This is a genomic window from Pseudomonas sp. D1-1 (assembly GCF_051132225.1).
GTDB lineage: Bacteria > Pseudomonadota > Gammaproteobacteria > Pseudomonadales > Pseudomonadaceae > Aquipseudomonas.
In genome coordinates, this window is the sequence record NZ_CP071676.1 from 5660288 (window position 1) to 5676204 (window position 15917).

Annotated in this window: 17 protein-coding genes; 8 read left to right on the forward strand and 9 right to left on the reverse strand. The window is 61.8% G+C overall.

Going from position 1 to position 15917, the window contains the following annotated elements:
• Positions 1 to 32: 32 nt before the first annotated feature.
• A complete protein-coding gene (locus J3P86_RS25610) occupies positions 33 to 656 on the forward strand; it encodes a DedA family protein (RefSeq protein WP_305498000.1) in 624 nt (207 codons plus the stop codon).
• Here the strand turns inward: J3P86_RS25610 and J3P86_RS25615 are convergent.
• Positions 637 to 1872, reverse strand: a complete 1236-nt coding sequence (locus J3P86_RS25615) for a sterol desaturase family protein (RefSeq protein ID WP_434699104.1) — start codon at positions 1870 to 1872, stop codon at positions 637 to 639. The genes J3P86_RS25610 and J3P86_RS25615 overlap by 20 nt on opposite strands.
• Before the next feature lie 122 nt (positions 1873 to 1994).
• Between J3P86_RS25615 and elbB the strand changes: the two genes are divergently transcribed.
• Positions 1995 to 2663, forward strand: a complete 669-nt coding sequence (elbB, locus tag J3P86_RS25620) for an isoprenoid biosynthesis glyoxalase ElbB (RefSeq protein WP_434570998.1) — start codon at positions 1995 to 1997, stop codon at positions 2661 to 2663.
• A 119-nt stretch (positions 2664 to 2782) separates the two neighbouring features.
• Here elbB and J3P86_RS25625 read toward each other — a convergent pair whose 3' ends face one another.
• Together J3P86_RS25625 and J3P86_RS25630 are read right to left on the reverse strand one after the other, a co-directional pair.
• Entirely contained in the window at positions 2783 to 3238 is a 456-nt protein-coding gene (locus tag J3P86_RS25625; RefSeq protein ID WP_434627193.1) for a YaiI/YqxD family protein, read from the reverse strand.
• 109 nt (positions 3239 to 3347) lie between these two features.
• Positions 3348 to 5246, reverse strand: a complete 1899-nt coding sequence (locus J3P86_RS25630; RefSeq protein WP_434699105.1) for an FTR1 family protein — start codon at positions 5244 to 5246, stop codon at positions 3348 to 3350.
• A gap of 313 nt (positions 5247 to 5559) precedes the next feature.
• On the opposite strand from J3P86_RS25630, the gene J3P86_RS25635 reads away from it, so the two are divergent.
• The 4 genes from J3P86_RS25635 to J3P86_RS25650 all read left to right on the forward strand — a co-directional run bounded on the left by J3P86_RS25635 (position 5560) and on the right by J3P86_RS25650 (position 8777).
• Positions 5560 to 6954: a COG3014 family protein gene (locus J3P86_RS25635; RefSeq protein ID WP_434570992.1), complete on the forward strand. Its 1395-nt coding sequence runs from the start codon at positions 5560 to 5562 to the stop codon at positions 6952 to 6954.
• 18 nt (positions 6955 to 6972) lie between these two features.
• Complete coding sequence (locus J3P86_RS25640) at positions 6973 to 7344, forward strand: DUF1425 domain-containing protein (RefSeq protein WP_434627189.1); 372 nt, start codon at positions 6973 to 6975, stop codon at positions 7342 to 7344.
• Between the two features lie 98 nt (positions 7345 to 7442).
• Positions 7443 to 8030, forward strand: a complete 588-nt coding sequence (gene lpoB, locus J3P86_RS25645; protein WP_305497989.1) for a penicillin-binding protein activator LpoB — start codon at positions 7443 to 7445, stop codon at positions 8028 to 8030.
• A gap of 3 nt (positions 8031 to 8033) precedes the next feature.
• Positions 8034 to 8777, forward strand: coding sequence for a penicillin-binding protein activator LpoB (locus tag J3P86_RS25650; RefSeq protein ID WP_305497988.1), 744 nt, complete (start codon positions 8034 to 8036; stop codon positions 8775 to 8777).
• Between the two features lie 140 nt (positions 8778 to 8917).
• Here J3P86_RS25650 and rhtB read toward each other — a convergent pair whose 3' ends face one another.
• From rhtB to J3P86_RS25665, 3 genes are all read right to left on the reverse strand, one after another.
• Positions 8918 to 9550, reverse strand: a complete 633-nt coding sequence (rhtB, locus tag J3P86_RS25655) for a homoserine/homoserine lactone efflux protein (RefSeq protein WP_305497986.1) — start codon at positions 9548 to 9550, stop codon at positions 8918 to 8920.
• Between the two features lie 94 nt (positions 9551 to 9644).
• On the reverse strand, positions 9645 to 10226 hold the full coding sequence (locus J3P86_RS25660; RefSeq protein WP_305497985.1) for a mechanosensitive ion channel family protein: 582 nt from the start codon (positions 10224 to 10226) through the stop codon (positions 9645 to 9647).
• Complete coding sequence (locus J3P86_RS25665) at positions 10226 to 12136, reverse strand: ATP-binding cassette domain-containing protein (RefSeq protein WP_434627182.1); 1911 nt, start codon at positions 12134 to 12136, stop codon at positions 10226 to 10228. Before J3P86_RS25665 ends, J3P86_RS25660 begins: the two co-directional genes overlap by 1 nt.
• A 50-nt stretch (positions 12137 to 12186) precedes the next feature.
• Here J3P86_RS25665 and J3P86_RS25670 point away from each other — a divergent pair, with 50 nt between their 5' ends.
• A complete protein-coding gene (locus J3P86_RS25670) occupies positions 12187 to 12651 on the forward strand; it encodes a TIGR02444 family protein (RefSeq protein ID WP_434699106.1) in 465 nt (154 codons plus the stop codon).
• Here the strand turns inward: J3P86_RS25670 and J3P86_RS25675 are convergent.
• The gene (locus tag J3P86_RS25675) at positions 12648 to 13778 is read right to left on the reverse strand and encodes an AlgP family protein (protein WP_434699107.1); all 1131 of its coding nucleotides are present in this window, start codon (positions 13776 to 13778) and stop codon (positions 12648 to 12650) included. The genes J3P86_RS25670 and J3P86_RS25675 overlap by 4 nt on opposite strands.
• Before the next feature lie 193 nt (positions 13779 to 13971).
• Here J3P86_RS25675 and J3P86_RS25680 point away from each other — a divergent pair, with 193 nt between their 5' ends.
• Positions 13972 to 14637 (forward strand): FKBP-type peptidyl-prolyl cis-trans isomerase, encoded by a 666-nt coding sequence (locus tag J3P86_RS25680; protein WP_434699108.1) that lies wholly within the window; start codon positions 13972 to 13974, stop codon positions 14635 to 14637.
• Positions 14638 to 14694: 57 nt separating this feature from the next.
• Here the strand turns inward: J3P86_RS25680 and rsd are convergent, their stop codons facing one another.
• Positions 14695 to 15153 carry a sigma D regulator gene (gene rsd, locus J3P86_RS25685; RefSeq protein WP_305497980.1) on the reverse strand — a complete coding sequence of 153 codons (459 nt, stop codon included), beginning with the start codon at positions 15151 to 15153 and terminating at the stop codon, positions 14695 to 14697.
• Positions 15154 to 15317: 164 nt separating this feature from the next.
• On the reverse strand, positions 15318 to 15872 hold the full coding sequence (locus J3P86_RS25690; protein WP_434627174.1) for a disulfide bond formation protein B: 555 nt from the start codon (positions 15870 to 15872) through the stop codon (positions 15318 to 15320).
• Positions 15873 to 15917: the final 45 nt, after the last annotated feature.

Here is a 15917-nt window from a genome sequence, read left to right on the forward strand (position 1 = left end):
GGCTGCGCGTTCATTTCGCCAGCACCCAGACAATGCTCCAACAATTTCTGCATGACTTCGGCTACTTGGCCCTGTTTATCGGCACGTTCTTCGAAGGCGAAACCATCCTCGTGCTCGCAGGCTTCCTGGCGTTCCGTGGCTACATGGACATCAACCTGGTGGTGGTCGTGGCATTTTGCGGCAGCTACGCGGGCGATCAGCTGTGGTACTTCCTGGGCCGCAAACATGGCCGCAAGCTCCTGGCGCGCAAGCCGCGCTGGCAGTTGATGGGGGATCGCGCGCTGGAGCACATCCGCCGCCATCCGGACATCTGGGTACTGAGCTTTCGCTTCGTCTACGGTTTGCGCACGGTGATGCCGGTGGCGATCGGCCTCTCTGGCTATCCACCGGGTCGCTACCTGCTGCTCAACGGTATCGGCGCGGCGATCTGGGCCACGGCCCTGGCGGCTGCCGCGTACCACTTTGGCGCGGTGCTCGAAGGCATGCTGGGCAGCATCAAGAAATACGAACTGTGGGTACTTGGCGCCCTGCTGGTTCTGGGCTTGGGCCTATGGCTGCGTCGACGCATCAAGAACGCACGGCTGGCCAGACAAGTCCTTGCGGCAGAACGTCTCGAACAAGCCAAGTCCGCCGAAACTACGACGCCAGGCGAGTGAGACGGTTGCGGCAATAGTACAAGCCGATGCCACTGATCAGGCTGTAGCTGAGCAAGCCAACCCAGGCCACCGGGCTGGCCGGCCATAACCCGGACAGCGGCGCCAGCCACACCAGCGGCAGGTTCGCAGCCAGGCGCAAAACCTCAAGCCTCAGCGCCCACGGGCGATTCTCCAGAGCCGCGCCCAACACGAACAGACCCAACGCTACCGCTCCCCACCCCAACACCAGGGCAGTGGCCGGCAGGCTGTTTTCCAGGTTCATCAAATAACTGCCCAGGGCGATGTAGAAGCAAAACTGCAGCGCCACGTACCCTTGCTGGCGTCCGGCCAGGGGCACTTCGAATTTGCGGAACCGGCTCAGGTCCGGCTTGTTCAGCGGGTACCTGGCGGCCACATCGGCTGGCCGCCAACCGGTGGGCATGAACCAGATCCGCAGCTTGTCCCACCAGCGCTCGGCGCGCCGGGCATCGGCCCACAGTTGCGCATAGAACTGCAGATTGGCCCACAACGGATTCCAGCTCGCCAGTGGCGTGGTCACGCCGAAAATGACCGGCTCGTTGTCGTCCTCTTCCTGGAAGGTGCCAAACAGACGGTCCCAAATAATGAACACGCCGCCGTAGTTGCGATCCATGTAGAGAGGGTTCTGTGCATGGTGGGCACGATGATTGGATGGCGTGACGAAGCACCACTCCAGCCAGCCGAGCTTGGGGATGTGCTGGGTATGCACCCAGAACTGATACAGCAGGTTCAACGCCGCGACACCGACGAACACCAGCAGCGGCACGCCCAGCACCGCCAGCGGCAGGTAGAAGATCCAGCTCAGCAGGAAACCGCTGCTGGTCTGGCGCAACGCCGTGGAGAGGTTGTAGTCCTCGCTCTGGTGGTGCACCGAATGGGCGGCCCAGAGGATGTTGCGCTCGTGGCCCAAGCGGTGCAGCCAGTAGTAGCAGAAGTCATAGAACACAAAGGCGAATGCCCAGGTCCAGGCCTGGTCGGTCGGCCATTGAAAGACCGCCAGATGCTCCAGGGCAAAGGCATAGGTCACCAGGCCCACGCCCTTGGTCAACAACCCCGTCGTGGTCGACAGCACACCGGTGCTCAGGCTGTTGATCGCGTCCGCCAGGCGATAGTGGCTCACGCCACGCCAGCGATCGGCCAGCAACTCGACGGCAATCAACACGAAGAAAAACGGCACGGCATACAGGATGAAATTCATGACGCGACCCGGGCATGCAAGGCAGGAAGGAGCTGGCAGATTAGGTGTAGCTGCCGGATCCCCCTATGGCAACGAGTGACAAATTAGTAGACATTTAACGCCATGAATCTGGAGAAAAGCCCATGAGCAAAAAAGTTGCAGTGATCCTTTCCGGCTGTGGCGTGTACGACGGCGCAGAGATCCACGAAAGCGTGATCACTTTGCTGCGTCTCGACCAGCGCGGCGCGCAGGTCCAGTGTTTCGCCCCCAACATCGCCCAATTGCATGTCATCAATCACCTGACCGGTGAGGAAATGCCCGAGAGCCGCAACGTGTTGGTGGAATCGGCGCGCATCGCCCGGGGAAATGTGAAAGACCTGCGCGAAGCCAGGGCCGAGGACTTTGATGCGCTGATCGTGCCCGGCGGCTTCGGCTCGGCGAAAAACCTCTCCAACTTTGCCGTCGAAGGCGCCGGTTGCAGCGTCCAGCCGCAAGTCCTGGCGTTGACCGAAGCCTTCGCCGAGGCCGGCAAGCCGGTTGGGCTGATCTGCATCTCACCGGCCCTGGCGGCGAAAATCTACGGCCCTGGGGTGACCTGCACCATCGGCACGGACGCCGACACCGCCGCTGCCGTGACCAAGATGGGCGGGACTCATGAAGAGTGCCTGGTCACCGATATCGTCGAAGACACCGCGCGCAAGCTGGTCAGCACCCCCGCCTACATGCTGGCGCAGAACATCAGCGAAGCGGCTTCGGGGATCAACAAGCTGGTGGACCGGGTGCTGGAGCTGACGCACGAGAATGATGAGTGACCACACACAATCAACTGTGGGAGCGAGCTTGCTCGCGATGGCGTCAACTCAGTCGCATAAGTGCTGACTGACACACCGCTATCGCGAGCAAGCTCGCTCCCACAGGGAATCGGACACATTCAGGAGATTCGAGACAACCGCGTCAATATCCGATCCAGCGCATTGGCAAATCCCTGCTTGTCCCGCTCGCTGTACGCCGCCGGGCCACCGCCCATGTGGCCCTGTTCCCGCAAGTCGGTGAACAGGTTGCGCACCGCCAGTCGATCGCCCATGTTCTGCGCGTCGAACTCCTTGCCCCTCGGGTCAAGGGCTGCGACGCCTTTCTTTACCAGGCGGTCGGCCAGCGGCACGTCGCTGCAGATCACCAGTTCACCCGGGACGGCATGCTCCACCAGATAATCGTCCGCCGCATCAGGCCCGCTGGGCACCACGATCAGCTTCACCAGAGCCAGGCCCGGCTTGATCTGCGGCTGCCCGGCCACCAGTACTACTTCAAACTGGCGCTTCAAGGCGAACTTGACCACCAGTTCCTTAGCGGCCTTGGGGCAGGCGTCGGCGTCGATCCATACACGCATCGGGTTATTCCTCTCTAAAAGCTTCGCGAGCGGGCTCGCTCCCACGATGGATAGCCTACCTCCTGTGGCAGCGAGCTTGCTCGCGATTATGAGCGCAGCGAATGCTTTTTCAGGAAACCTGCACCCGACGTTTCTCCGCCACCCAACTGCGCCCGTACAGCACAACGATCGCGATGATCGCTACCGCCTGGGCCGCCAGGGAATAAGCATCGGCATGGATGCCCAGCCAGTCGAACTCGAAGAACGCCACCGGCCGCGTGCCGAAGATTCCGGCTTCCTGCAAGGCCTTCACGCCATGACCGGCAAATACCACCGACAACGCACACAGCAAACCGGCGTTGATGCTGAAGAACAGCGCCAGCGGCAATTTCGCCGAGCCGCGCAAGATCACCCAGGCCAGTCCCACCAGCAGCACCAGCGCCGTCGCGCCACCGGCCAACACCGCGTCATGCCCGGCCGGGCCGGCCTGCAGCCACAGGGTTTCGTAGAACAGGATCACCTCGAACAGCTCTCGATAGACCGAGAAAAATGCCAGGATCGCGAAACCGAAACGGCCTCCGCCGCCGACCAGGCTGCTCTTGATGTAATCCTGCCAGGCCGCCGCGTGACGCCGATCGTGCATCCACACGCCCAACCACAGCACCATCACGCTGGCGAACAACGCCGTCGCGCCTTCGAGCAATTCGCGCTGCGCGCCACTGACATCGATTACGTATGCGGCGAGCGCCCAGGTCGCCAGGCCGGCCAGCAGCGCCAGGCCCCAGCCAACGTTGACGCTGCGCACCGCCGACTGCTGGCCAGTGTTGCGCAAGAACGCCAGGATCGCCGCCAGGACCAGGATCGCCTCCAGGCCTTCGCGCAGCAGGATCAGCAAGCCCGAAATGTAGCTCAGCGACCAGCTCAAGCCATCGCCACCGAGCAGGCCGGCGGACTCTTTCAACTTGGCCTTGGCCGCGTCCAGGCGTTGCTCGGCCTGCTCGACCGGCAAACCGTCCTGCAAGGACTGACGGTAGGCCATCAAGGCCTTCTCGGTATCTTTACGGACGTTGGCGTCGACATTGTCCAGTGAGCTTTCCACCAGCTCGAAGCCTTCCAGGTACGCTGCCACCGACAAGTCGTAGGCCTGGTCGTGGTCACCTGTGCGATACGCCGCGATGCTCTTGTCCAGGGTAGCGGCGGTGTAGTCAAGCAACTGCGCCGGGCCGCGCTGCACCTGCGGTGGCTGGGCGCGCTGGGCGCGGAACGTCGCCGCTGCCGTGGGCCCCTGGGCGGCGAGGACTTCGGCCGGGGTCTGGCGGGCCAGGTCGGCAAGGTTGAAGGCCTGCTGGCCCTTGGCCGCAGCCGGGTCGGCGCTGAAGCTGGCGATGTAGGTCGCCAGGTCCCAGCGTTGACGGTCGTCGAGCTGATCGGCGAAGGCCGGCATATCGGTGCCTTCGACGCCCATGCCCAGGGTGTTGTAGATCGCGTAGAGGCTCAGCCGATCCAGGCGCTGCCCGTCGCGCAGGTTCGAGGGCGGCGGCTCCAGGCCGACACCCGCCGGACCGTCGCCGGCACCGCTGTCACCATGGCACACCGAGCAGTTCTGGGCATACAACGGCGCCCCGCGCGTCGGGTCCGGGGTGATCACCGGCGCCTGGCTGACCTCATAGGCTACAGCCAGCCTGGCCCCCAGCTGCCGCGCCAGACGGGCCACGTCAGCGCCGTCCTGGCGCTGGCTGATCGCACTGCGCAACGTACCGATGCCTTGCGTCAGCTCAGCTTTCTCCGGCTTGCCTGGCAGCGCGGCGACCAGCCCTTCCAGCACTTGAGTGAATTCCAGTTGCTCGCGATATTCGGCATCGTCGATGACCTTCCCCGCGTCGACGGTCGCCGGGTAATCCGCCCCGATGTAATCCAGCAAGTGCAGCGCCTGTGGCGCGCCTTCAACAGTGTCAGCCAGCAGATCGGCACTGCAAAGCGCAAGCATCGGCAGCGCAATCCAGGCCAGAAAACGAAACGGGGCAGTCATGAATGACTCTCGATTGGAAATAAGAAGTAACACATTGTTCACTTCCAATGCGCTTGGCTCAAGCACCGATGTGTTCCGGCCAAGCATTTTCATCGGATCTTCATGCTTTGAAGATGACATCACAAAAACATCATTTAGAAACTAAAAAGCCACTACACAAGCAAATCCACTGCTTATAATGCGCCGCCTACTTATTAGAAGAAGGCATAAAAGCTCCTCTGGACTTGAGGAACCGACGGCGCAAAAGCGCCTGTCCGTGGATCGCCCCAGCCCGACCCGCACCCCCCGGCTGATACTCAGGGAAGAAGTGTTCATGGCATCCCGTGCTCTTTTCTCGGTCGCCCTCGGCGCGATCACCTTGCTGTCCGGCTGCTCGGCGTTTCGCAACTACGACAGCGAACTGGCCCAGACCAATCAGCAACTGGCCTCGGGCAACGTCGACGCGGCATTGACCCTGCTGGAAAAAAACAACACCAGCAAAGACAAAGACCTGCTTTATTTCTTTGAAAAGGGTGAGCTGCTGCGTGCCAAGGGCGACCTGTCCGGCAGCCAGACCGCCTGGACCAGCGCCGACCAGCAAGTCGGGCAGTGGGAAGACGCCGTCAAGCTCGATACCGCCAAGTACGTTGCGCAGTTCGGCAGTTTCCTGGTCAACGACAAAGTCCGGCGCTATGAGGGTTATGACTATGAAAAGGTGATGCTCACCACTCAGATGGCGTTGAACCTGCTGGCGGTGAATGACTTCGACGGCGCACGGATGCAGATCAAGAAGACCCACGAGCGCGAAGCCGTGATCGCCGACCTGCGCGACAAGGAATACCTCAAGCGCGAGGAAGACGCCGAGAAACAGGGGGTCAAGACCGAATACAAGGACCTCAAGGGTTATCCGGTCGCCAGCCTTGACGCCCCTGAAGTGGTCAGCCTGAAAAACAGTTACCAGAGCGCGTTCAGCCATTACCTGGCAGGTTTCGTCTACGAAGCCCTGGGCGAGAAAGATCTGGCCGCGCCGGGTTATCGCAAGGCCGCCGAACTGCGTCCCAACACCCCGCTGCTGGAACAGGCGCTGCTCAACCTCGACAAGCCTGCCGCAAAGGACGACGACAGTGACGTCCTGATTGTGGTGCAGAGCGGCCTGGCGCCATCCCGTGACTCGATGCGAATCCCGCTGCCCTTGCCGATCAGCGGCAATGTGGTCATCACGCCACTGTCCTTCCCGCTGATCAAGCCGGACACCTCCACCGCGACCTTCGCCCAGATCGGCGTCGACGGCCGCCAGTTGGACCTGACCCAGCTCAACAGCACCACCGCCATGTCGCGCCGGGCCCTGCGCGACGACATGCCGGGGATCATCCTGCGCACGACCGTGCGGGCCATCACCCGTGGCGTCGCACAGAAACAGATCAACGAAACCAACCCGCTGGCCGGCCTGGCCGTGGGCATCACCTCGGCCGTGCTCGAAGGCGCCGACACCCGGACCTGGCGCACCTTGCCGGACTACACCCAAGTGGTGCGCCTGCGCCTGAAGAAGGGCGAACACCAGGTCACCCTGCCAAGCGCGGTAGGCGGCTCGGTGGTCAAGGTCAAGGTTGATCAGCGTTACCAGGTCATCAGCCTGCGGGCGGTGGGCAGCCAGGTCTTCGCCGGCGGCCTCGCGGCCCAGGTGATCCCGAGCGCCAACCCGACCGCCATCGCCCTCAAGCAACCTTAAGAACGGAGTCTTGTTCACATGCGTTTAAAACTGATCGCCGTCGGCGCCCTGGCCTTGCTGGCCGGTTGCGCCACCCCACCACCACCGGAGCAGGGCACTGCCGCCAGCAAGGTCGTGGCGATGGGCAAGACAAAAAACATCGTGGTCGGCGCCATGCGCGTCGCCCGCGAAAACGGCTACATGACCGTCAACGTGCAGTTGAGCAACACCAGTTTCAATAACAAGACGATGTATTACCGCTTCGCCTGGCTGGGACCGGAAGGCTTCCCGATCGCCGAAGAGGAAAGCTGGAAAACCCTGACGCTGTATGGCGAACAGACCCGCTTCCTGCCGGCCATCGCACCGACGCCCAAGGCCGTGGACTTCCGTTTGGAAATCAATACCCCTTGAGCCCTGTTCCAGTCGATCAGGTCAGCACCAGCCCCGTGGCACGGCCTGCCCTGGTTGGCACTGCGACTAATTCATTTATTCCTTTAGAGAGCACCTAAATGTTCCTACGCATCTCCTCCCTCGCCCTCGCCGCCCTGCTGGTCAGCGGCTGCGCCAACAACTCGCCGGTCCTGGGCAACAAGAACATCAGCTATGGCGACACCAAGGCCGTGGAAACCGTCACCAACGAGTTCGGCTCCACCGACTTGCAGATGATCGCCGAGTCGATGACCCGCTCCCTCGCCCAGTCCGGCATCCTGCAGGGCCGTCCGGTGGTGCAGGTCTACGACGTGAAGAACAAGACCAGCGAGTACATCGATACTCGCGAGATCACTACCAGCATCAAGACCCAACTGATGAAAACCGGCGCGGCACGCTTTGCCAGTGACAACAATGCCATGGACAGCCAGGTCGACCAGCTCAAGCTGCAGAACCAGAGCGGCCTGTACAAAAAAAGCACAGTGGCCAAGACCGGCAACATGATCGCCGCCAAGTACCGCATCGAGGGTTCCATCAGCTCGATCGTCAAGCGCAGCGAAGACTACAAGGACGTCTTCTACAAATTCAGCCTGCAACTGATCGATGTCGAAAGCGGTCTGGCCGAATGGATGGACGAGAAAGAAATCCGCAAGACCACGGAGCGTTAAGCCATGCGTACATGGATCGGCATCATGGCCCTGGCCTGCGCATTCAGTGCGCAGGCGGCCCCAAGAGTTGCAGTGACTGACCTGGCGTACCAGCAACGCGTGGAAGAATACATCCACACCGTTTCGGCCCAGAGCAACTTCCAGGCGAACCCGTACAGCGCCAGCGCGTCGTCGAGCTACGAAGAGATGGAAGCGACCAGCAGCTACATCGAGCAAGGCGAACTGCGCAAGTTCACTGGCGACATCAAGGGCGAGATCCTGCGCAGCGGTATGTTCCAGCTGGTGCAGGGCACGCCGCACACCGCATCGTCCACGGGCGATGTCTATGACGTGATCAAGCGAATCAAGGCCGGGCATTTCAAGGGCGCCGACTATGTGCTGTTCGGCACCGTGTCGGACATCGATTTCACTCGGGACATCAACGAGCTGGGCACTGCCGACAGCTACTCGGCGGTGCTTGCACTGTCGCTGGTGGCGGATTTCAGCCTGATCAACACCAAGACCTATGAAATCACCTCGGCCTTCACCGCCATGGGCGAGGGCCAGGACACCAAGCTGTTGAACCACCGGGACGTGCGTATCAGCCTCAATCGCCCACGGGTCGTGCGCGAAGTGTCCAAGGCGTTGGGTGAAGACGTGGCGCGGCAGTTGAGCGAGCAGCTCGGTGGCCCGAGCCATGAACAGCCTGGCGAGCCGGTGCAGCGCAATAACCTGCCGAGGGATACCGCGCCGGTAATCCTGCGCTGAGCAATACTGAGGGGCACTTTTGTGGCGAGGGGATTTATCCCCGCTGGGGTGCGAAGCACCCCTTGAAATTCTACGAGCGCTGCGCACTCGAGCGGGGATAAATCCCCTCGCCACAGAAGCGCCCTGGCACAAGTTTGGCGTTACACCGCAGCCCTGCGAATCGTCGCCAGCAGACCTGCCGCGCCGATGAACAGCCCGGCGAAGGTCCGGTTCATCCGCCGTTGCTGTTTCGGGGTACGCAACAGGCGCAAGACCTTGGATGCCAGCCCGGTGTACCCGGCCATGACAATGAGGTCGACGCAGATCATGGTCACGCCCAGGATCAGGTATTGCTTGACCAACGGGGCATGAGGATCGATGAACTGCGGCAGCACCGCGAGCATGAATACCAGCGCCTTGGGGTTGCTGATGTTCACCAGGAAACCGCGAAACACCAAGGCCAGGGGTTTGCCGATGGGGCGCACCGCCGCGTCGTCGCTAAGGTCTGCGGGAATGGCCCGCCATTGCTTGACGCCCAGATAGACCAGGTACGCCACGCCGAACCACTTGATTGCGTAGAAGGCGGTAGCTGACGCGGTGAGAATCGCGCCAACACCGGCGGCGACAATCACGATCTGCAACGCCAGGCCCAATTGCAGGCCCAGGGCGTTCCAGTAGCCACGCCAGAAACCGTATTGCAGACCGCTGGACATCGATGCAATGGCACCGGCGCCCGGCGAAAGGCTGATGACCCAGCAGGCGGCGAAGAACGCCAGCCACGTTTCCAGCAACATCGCACACCTCGGCTCAGTTCCGTCGAAACGAATAAGCTAATGCGCCGTCGTGCGGATAACCACCGTTTTTTTCATAACCCGCCCAGGGATCGGACTACTCGACGAAACCGCCGACCGGAAACGCTTCGCTGCCGCGCCAGCGCCGGACCGAACGCTGGAAGAACAGACTGTTGGGCACCTGCACCATGGAGCTGCCGGTACCGAGTTCCTCGGGTTCGATCAAGGTGGTGTAGAGCAGGTTGATCGCCACCACCCGCCCCTTGATGCCAGGCTTGTCGGTGGCCTCGACCAGCTCGACCACGTCACCCAGTCGGAACGGGCCGACGGTGTAGATCAGAATGGCGCAGAGCAGGTTCGACAGCACGCTCCAGATGGCGAAGAACGCCACCGCCGCAACGGCAACGAACCCAGACAGCGCGGTCCACAGCACCGTAGCCGAGACGCCGAGGCGTTCGAGCGCCACCAGTACCGCGCTGCCCATGATCAGCCAGCGCAGCACACCGCGCAGGATGATCACCAATTGGGGCGGCAGTGGGTAACGTTCACCGAGCCCGGTGAGGAAGCGCGCGACGACACGCTGGGCAACATAACCGACCAACAGAATCAGCAGGATTTGCACACCGAGCCAGATCGGCTCGATCCACATGACGGGTATAGGCAGGGACAACGCTTCCATCAGGACAACGCCTCCAGCTCCGCTTGCAGGTTTTCCAGCAACTCCAGGGCTTGCATCCACGCCTCCTCAAGTTCCGCTTCTCGAACTTTCAGCCTGGCCTGTTCAGCCAGCAGATCACGCAGCTCGTCCTTGCGCGCTGCCTCGTAGAGACCGCTGTCGCCAAGGCTGGTTTCGATTTTCTGCAGCTTTTCATGCAGTTTGCCCAACTCGGCTTCGAGCTTGTCGGCCTCGCGCTTGTGCGGCGCCAACTGCTGACGCAACGCTGCCGCGGCCTGGCGCTGGGCCTTCTTGTCGGTTTTGTCCGGGTTCACCGGGGTGCTGCTGACCGGTGCGTTGCGCTGGCGATATTCCACCAGCCAGCGCGCATAGTCTTCGAGATCGCCATCGAACTCCTCGACCTTGCCGTCGGCCACCAGGAAGAAGTTGTCCGTGGTGCTCTTGAGCAAATGCCGGTCGTGGGAGACCACCAGCACCGCGCCGCTGAACTCTTGCAAGGCCATGGTCAGGGCCAGGCGCATCTCCAGGTCCAGGTGGTTGGTCGGCTCGTCGAGCAGCAACAGGTTCGGCCGGTCCCAGGCGATCAACGCCAGCGCCAGGCGCGCCTTCTCGCCACCGGAGAAATTCAGCACCGGCTCGTCGATACGCGCGCCGCGAAAGTCGAAACCACCGAGAAAATCGCGCAGAGTCTGTTCACGTTCGGTCGGCGCCAGGCGTTGCAGATGCAACAGTGGGCTGGCCTTGGCATCGAGCGAGTCCAACTGATGCTGGGCGAAGTAGCCGACCACCGTGTTTTCGCCGCGCGTCAGGCGTCCGGCCAAGGGCTGGAGCTCGCCAGAGAGGTTCTTGATCAGGGTCGACTTACCGGCACCGTTGGGCCCCAGCAGACCGATCCGCGCGCCTGGGGTCAGTTGCAGCTTGACCTTCTCCAGCACGGTCTTGTCGCCGTAGCCCAGGCGCGCGTCGGACAGGTCGATCAGCGGACTGGAGATCTTGCTCGATTCGCGGAAGACAAAATCGAATGGTGAGTCGACGTGGGCCGCCGACAGTTCTTCCATCCGCTCCAGCGCCTTGATCCGGCTCTGGGCCTGGCGGGCCTTGGTAGCCTGGGCCTTGAAGCGGGCAATGTAGCTTTCCATGTGCGCACGTTGCGCCTGTTGCTTCTCGTAGGCCTGCTGTTGCTGGGCCAGACGTTCGGCACGGGCACGCTCGAAGGCACTGTAGCCGCCGCGGTACAAGGTGAGCTTGCGCTGGTCGACATGGGCTACGTGATCCACCACGGCGTCGAGGAAGTCGCGGTCGTGGGAAATCAGCAGCAGTGTACCGGGGTAACTCTTGAGCCACTCTTCGAGCCAGATGATCGCGTCCAGATCCAGGTGGTTGGTCGGCTCGTCGAGCAGCAACAGGTCCGACGGGCACATCAGGGCCTGCGCCAGGTTCAGGCGCATCCGCCAGCCACCTGAGAAGTCGCCGACCTGGCGATCCATCTGTTCGTTGGTAAAGCCCAGGCCGGCCAACAATTTACGTGCCCGGGCGTCCGCAGTGTAGCCGTCGGCACTGTCGAGTTCCGAGTGCAGGCGCGCCTGGGCGGCACCGTCATGGGCGGCTTCGGCCGCGGCGAGATCGCGCTGCACCTCACGCAGACGCAGGTCGCCATCGAGCACATAATCCACGGCCAGGCGCTCGAGTGTATCGACCTCCTGACGCATGTGGGCGATGCGCCAATCCGCCGGCAGGAAGCAATCGCCGGAGTCCGGGTGCAACTCGCCGCGCAGCAAAGCGAACAGGCTCGATTTGCCGGCGCCGTTGGCACCGATGAGGCCAGCTTTGTGGCCGGCGTGCAGGGTCAGCTCGGCGTCTTCTAGCAGACGTTGCGGGCCACGCTGTAAAGTCAGGTTCTGAAGTCGAATCATAATGGCGGCGGAGTCTACCAGCTTCGCTCGCAACTGGCGCGAGTAGCACGATGTCCTCTGATCTGTGGAGCTTTTCGATCAACCTTTATGCCAGGCCTGGCGTGGAAGCGGCGTGCCTGGCGTTGCAGGCAGAAGGCGCGAACGTCTGTCTGGTGCTTTGCGGGCTGTGGCTGGAACAACGCGGGGTAACCTGTGATGAGCAGAGGTTGCAGCAACTTAGGCACGTGGCCGGCCCCTGGGACGCAGCCGTCGTCCAGCCATTGCGGACGTTGCGCACACAATGGAAAGACCTCGCCCGCCAGGACGCCGGGCTGGGTAGCCTGCGCGAACAGATCAAGAAACTGGAGCTGGAGGCCGAACGACAATTGCTGGAGCGGCTGGAAGCCGCGGCAGGGGACTGGCCCAAGGGCCAGGATGAAGCGACAGCGCAGTGGCTGCAGAGGCTGGTGGCGAATGCCGGCCAAACCAACCGCGACGCGCTGCATCGGCTGCGCGTCGCGGCAGTCACCCCTTAGGAAGCGCGGGGCGGAGTAGTACTCGGCGCGGTGGTTACGCTTGGGTTCACCGCTGGCGCCGGCGTGCTGGTCGTTGGCGCAGGCGTCACTGCGGCCGCTGGTGCTGGCGCGGCAGGCTTGGCAACCGGAGCCGTCACCGGTTTTGCAGCAGCAGGCTTTTTCACGGCAGGCTTCGCAGCGGGTTTGGCTGCAGGTTTTGCAGCGGCCGGCTTGGCCGTTGCCGGCTTGGCGGCTGGTTTGGCTGCTGCGGGTTTTGCCACGGCCTTTACAGGTGCTTTGACGGGAGCCTTGGCAGCAGCAACCGGCTTGGCCGCCGATTTGACAGCAGGCTTGGCGGCAGCGGGTTTGGCAGCGGCAGCCTTGGCGGCCGGCTTCGCGGCAGCAGGTTTGGCCGCCGCTTTCGCAGCAGGCTTGGCAGCGGCGGTCTTCGTCGCAGCGGGTTTGGCAGCAGCGGTTTTAGCGGCAGGCTTGGCGGCAACTTTTGCGGCTGGTTTGGCGGCAACAGGCTTGGCAGCAGCAGCTTTGACGGCAGGCTTGGCAGCTGCTTTCACGGCCGGTTTTTTCGCCACAGGTTTCGCAGCGCTGGCAGCGCCTGGTTTCACGGCAGGTTTGGCAGCAGGCTTGCTGGCAACTTTGGCGACTGGCTTGACGGGCGCCTTGGCCGCAGTTTTTGCCGCGACAGGTTTAGCCGCTGGCTTCTTGGCCGATACAGCGGCAGGCTTGGCCGCGCGAAGGCTCAGCGCCTTGCCGGCGGCTTCTTGAACGCGACCGACACCTTGGGCCAGCTTCAGGCTTTCCTGGGCATCACGCTTGAGTTGCAGGATGTAGGCGCGGGTTTCGGATTGACGATCCTTCAAGGCATCGAGCAGGTCTTCGAGTTCCTTCACGGCATCCTTGGCCTTGGTTTGTGCCTTGGCCTTGCCGGCGGTTGCCGCGTCTTGCAGCTTGGTTCGCGACTTGTGCAGTTTTTCCTGCGCCTTGCCGCGTTGTTTTTCCAGCTTGGCGAGCAGTTTTTCAGCATCAGCCAGAGCTTGGGAGCAGGCATTTTCCAGATGCTCGAGCAAGCTGCCCGACAATTGTTGGAGCAAGTGCAACGGAGTGTTTACAGGCTTCTTGGTGGCCGACATGGTTTACCTCCTGACTGACGTGAGTGCGGCTCATACTAGACCTCTGCTGCAACCGCCGCTAGGGCATGTTGACACTACACAAGGCGTTGCGTTGCACGAGGCAAAAAATAGTCTGCAGCACTGCCAGGACAAATCGCTTCGAGCGTTATCGACACTGGCATAATCCCTAAAATCGAGGGCGGAGAACGTACACATGTCGCGTCACCTTTTTTTATTTCTTTGCATGGTTTTCTCCCTGGCTCAGGCCGCTGAAAAATCCGACGCCAACGACGGTCGCGACCTGGCCTACAGCCTCGGCGCCAGCCTGGGCGAGCGCCTGCGTCAGGACGTGCCGGACCTGCAGATCCAGGCGCTGGTCGAAGGCTTGCAGCAGGCCTATCTGGGTAAACCGTTGGCCCTGGCAGATGAACGCATCGAACGGATCCTGGCCGAACATCAGGCGCAACTCCTGGCGCAGTCGTCCACGCCGCAAACGCAAATGGCGCTGAAGAGCGAGCGGAAATTTCTCGATGAGGAAAAAGGCCGGCCGGGCGTCCAGCAATTATCGGACGGCATCCTGCTGACCGAACTCAAGCCGGGCAGCGGCGCGAAGGCCGGCCCCCACGGCAAGGTCCAGGTGCGGTATGTCGGTCAATTGCCGGACGGCACCGTGTTCGATTCCAACCATCAGGCGCAGTGGTTCAATCTTGACAGCGTGATTGATGGGTGGCGCAGCGCACTGCCGCAGATGCCGGTGGGCGCGAAGTGGCGATTGGTGATTCCTTCGGCCCTGGCCTATGGCGCCGAAGGTGCCGGGGACCTGATTCCACCCTTCACGCCGCTGGTGTTCGAAATTGAATTGCTGGGCGCAACGACCTGAAGCCGTTAAACGAAAAACGGCGCGCAAAGCGCACCGTTTCATGTCACCGCCAAGCCCTCAAGCCTGGGCGGTAGCCTCTTCCTTGTGGGCGTTGTGCAGCACCTCGATCAGGCAATCCTCCAGCTCGAAACGCTCATGCAACAAACCGCCCAGTTCCTTGAATTTTTCCGCTACGCATTTACCTTCATCACAGAGGTCATTGAAGGCCAACAGCTTCTCGGTGATGACGTCGATGCGCGGATAAATCGTATCGGCCAGTTCCAGGCCGCGTTTGTCATTGAAGGCCTTGGCCTCGCCCGTCAGTTGCTCGTAGATCTCGAAATGACCGGCCGACACATAGTCCACCAGCACACCGCAAAATTCCTGCAAAGGCTTGCGACTTTCACTCAGTGCTTCAGGCTTGTCGCCAAGAGCATCATAGGCTCGAACCAGTTCATGACGCTCCTGCAACCAGCGGTCGATCAGCAGATGCACCCCACCCCAGCGTTCCTGAGCATTCTGACAACTTTCGAGCATGGTGATTTCTTCCCTTCTGAGTCACACCCCTCGCAGTCTGGAGCACACCTGGATGACCAGGAACGAGCCAGACACAACCAGATCGAGTGGCATGATTCCAATGATACGTGCCGGCCAGATTATGCCCGCACGACAACTGCTTCAAGGTACGCAGGCTATAAAGTTCATACAAGTGTTTGATCCAGCCTTCGGACCAACTGCGACGTCTCGTCGCCGAGCGGTGGCACCAGGGCATTCCAGGCCAGGCGCAGCAGCAGATAAGTCATCGAGATGAAGAGCGCGATAAAAAACAGCAGGCTCCATTCAGGGATGCTCAGACGAAACAGCGTCCAGGAGACGCTCGTGCAATCGATCGCTCCGTCAAGCGCGCGATGCATGGCGTGCCACCACAAATCGGCGCCCCTGAGCTTGGCGAGGCAGTCGGGCAACAGCTCGATCGAATCGCTCTGCGCAAGGACGTGATACCACGCCAGCGCCAGCCCTCCCGAGACGAAGACCACGCCCACCGCCGCATACACAACGCTACCTCTCAGAGCCGGGCCATGCACGCAAGCGGCAAGACAGGTCATCAGGAACAGCGTCAGGCATAACCGCTGCAAAATGCACAGGCTGCACGGGGTCAGACCGACCGCATATTCCAGGTAAAACGTGATCCCCAAAACCAGAGCCGCGGCGATGGAAGCCAGGAGAAACAGAGAGCGAGAGCTGGCCAAAGACATGGCGGTTCCGTAACAGAAAAGACAAGCGGTTACGGTAGAGGAAAG

Excerpts from the sequence above, each read along its gene's own strand:
- J3P86_RS25690 (WP_434627174.1), bottom strand. The coding sequence starts at position 15,872 with ATGTCTTTGGCCAGCTCTCGCTCTCTGTTTCTCCTGGCTTCCATCGCC.
- J3P86_RS25650 (WP_305497988.1), top strand. The coding sequence starts at position 8,034 with ATGCGTACATGGATCGGCATCATGGCCCTGGCCTGCGCATTCAGTGCG.
- J3P86_RS25665 (WP_434627182.1), bottom strand. The coding sequence starts at position 12,136 with ATGATTCGACTTCAGAACCTGACTTTACAGCGTGGCCCGCAACGTCTG.
- J3P86_RS25610 (WP_305498000.1), top strand. The coding sequence starts at position 33 with ATGCTCCAACAATTTCTGCATGACTTCGGCTACTTGGCCCTGTTTATC.
- J3P86_RS25635 (WP_434570992.1), top strand. The coding sequence starts at position 5,560 with ATGGCATCCCGTGCTCTTTTCTCGGTCGCCCTCGGCGCGATCACCTTG.
- J3P86_RS25625 (WP_434627193.1), bottom strand. The coding sequence starts at position 3,238 with ATGCGTGTATGGATCGACGCCGACGCCTGCCCCAAGGCCGCTAAGGAA.
- rhtB (WP_305497986.1), bottom strand. The coding sequence starts at position 9,550 with ATGTTGCTGGAAACGTGGCTGGCGTTCTTCGCCGCCTGCTGGGTCATC.
- J3P86_RS25615 (WP_434699104.1), bottom strand. The coding sequence starts at position 1,872 with ATGAATTTCATCCTGTATGCCGTGCCGTTTTTCTTCGTGTTGATTGCC.
- J3P86_RS25640 (WP_434627189.1), top strand. The coding sequence starts at position 6,973 with ATGCGTTTAAAACTGATCGCCGTCGGCGCCCTGGCCTTGCTGGCCGGT.
- J3P86_RS25670 (WP_434699106.1), top strand. The coding sequence starts at position 12,187 with ATGTCCTCTGATCTGTGGAGCTTTTCGATCAACCTTTATGCCAGGCCT.
- rsd (WP_305497980.1), bottom strand. The coding sequence starts at position 15,153 with ATGCTCGAAAGTTGTCAGAATGCTCAGGAACGCTGGGGTGGGGTGCAT.
- J3P86_RS25630 (WP_434699105.1), bottom strand. The coding sequence starts at position 5,246 with ATGACTGCCCCGTTTCGTTTTCTGGCCTGGATTGCGCTGCCGATGCTT.
- J3P86_RS25660 (WP_305497985.1), bottom strand. The coding sequence starts at position 10,226 with ATGGAAGCGTTGTCCCTGCCTATACCCGTCATGTGGATCGAGCCGATC.
- lpoB (WP_305497989.1), top strand. The coding sequence starts at position 7,443 with ATGTTCCTACGCATCTCCTCCCTCGCCCTCGCCGCCCTGCTGGTCAGC.
- elbB (WP_434570998.1), top strand. The coding sequence starts at position 1,995 with ATGAGCAAAAAAGTTGCAGTGATCCTTTCCGGCTGTGGCGTGTACGAC.
- J3P86_RS25680 (WP_434699108.1), top strand. The coding sequence starts at position 13,972 with ATGTCGCGTCACCTTTTTTTATTTCTTTGCATGGTTTTCTCCCTGGCT.
- J3P86_RS25675 (WP_434699107.1), bottom strand. The coding sequence starts at position 13,778 with ATGTCGGCCACCAAGAAGCCTGTAAACACTCCGTTGCACTTGCTCCAA.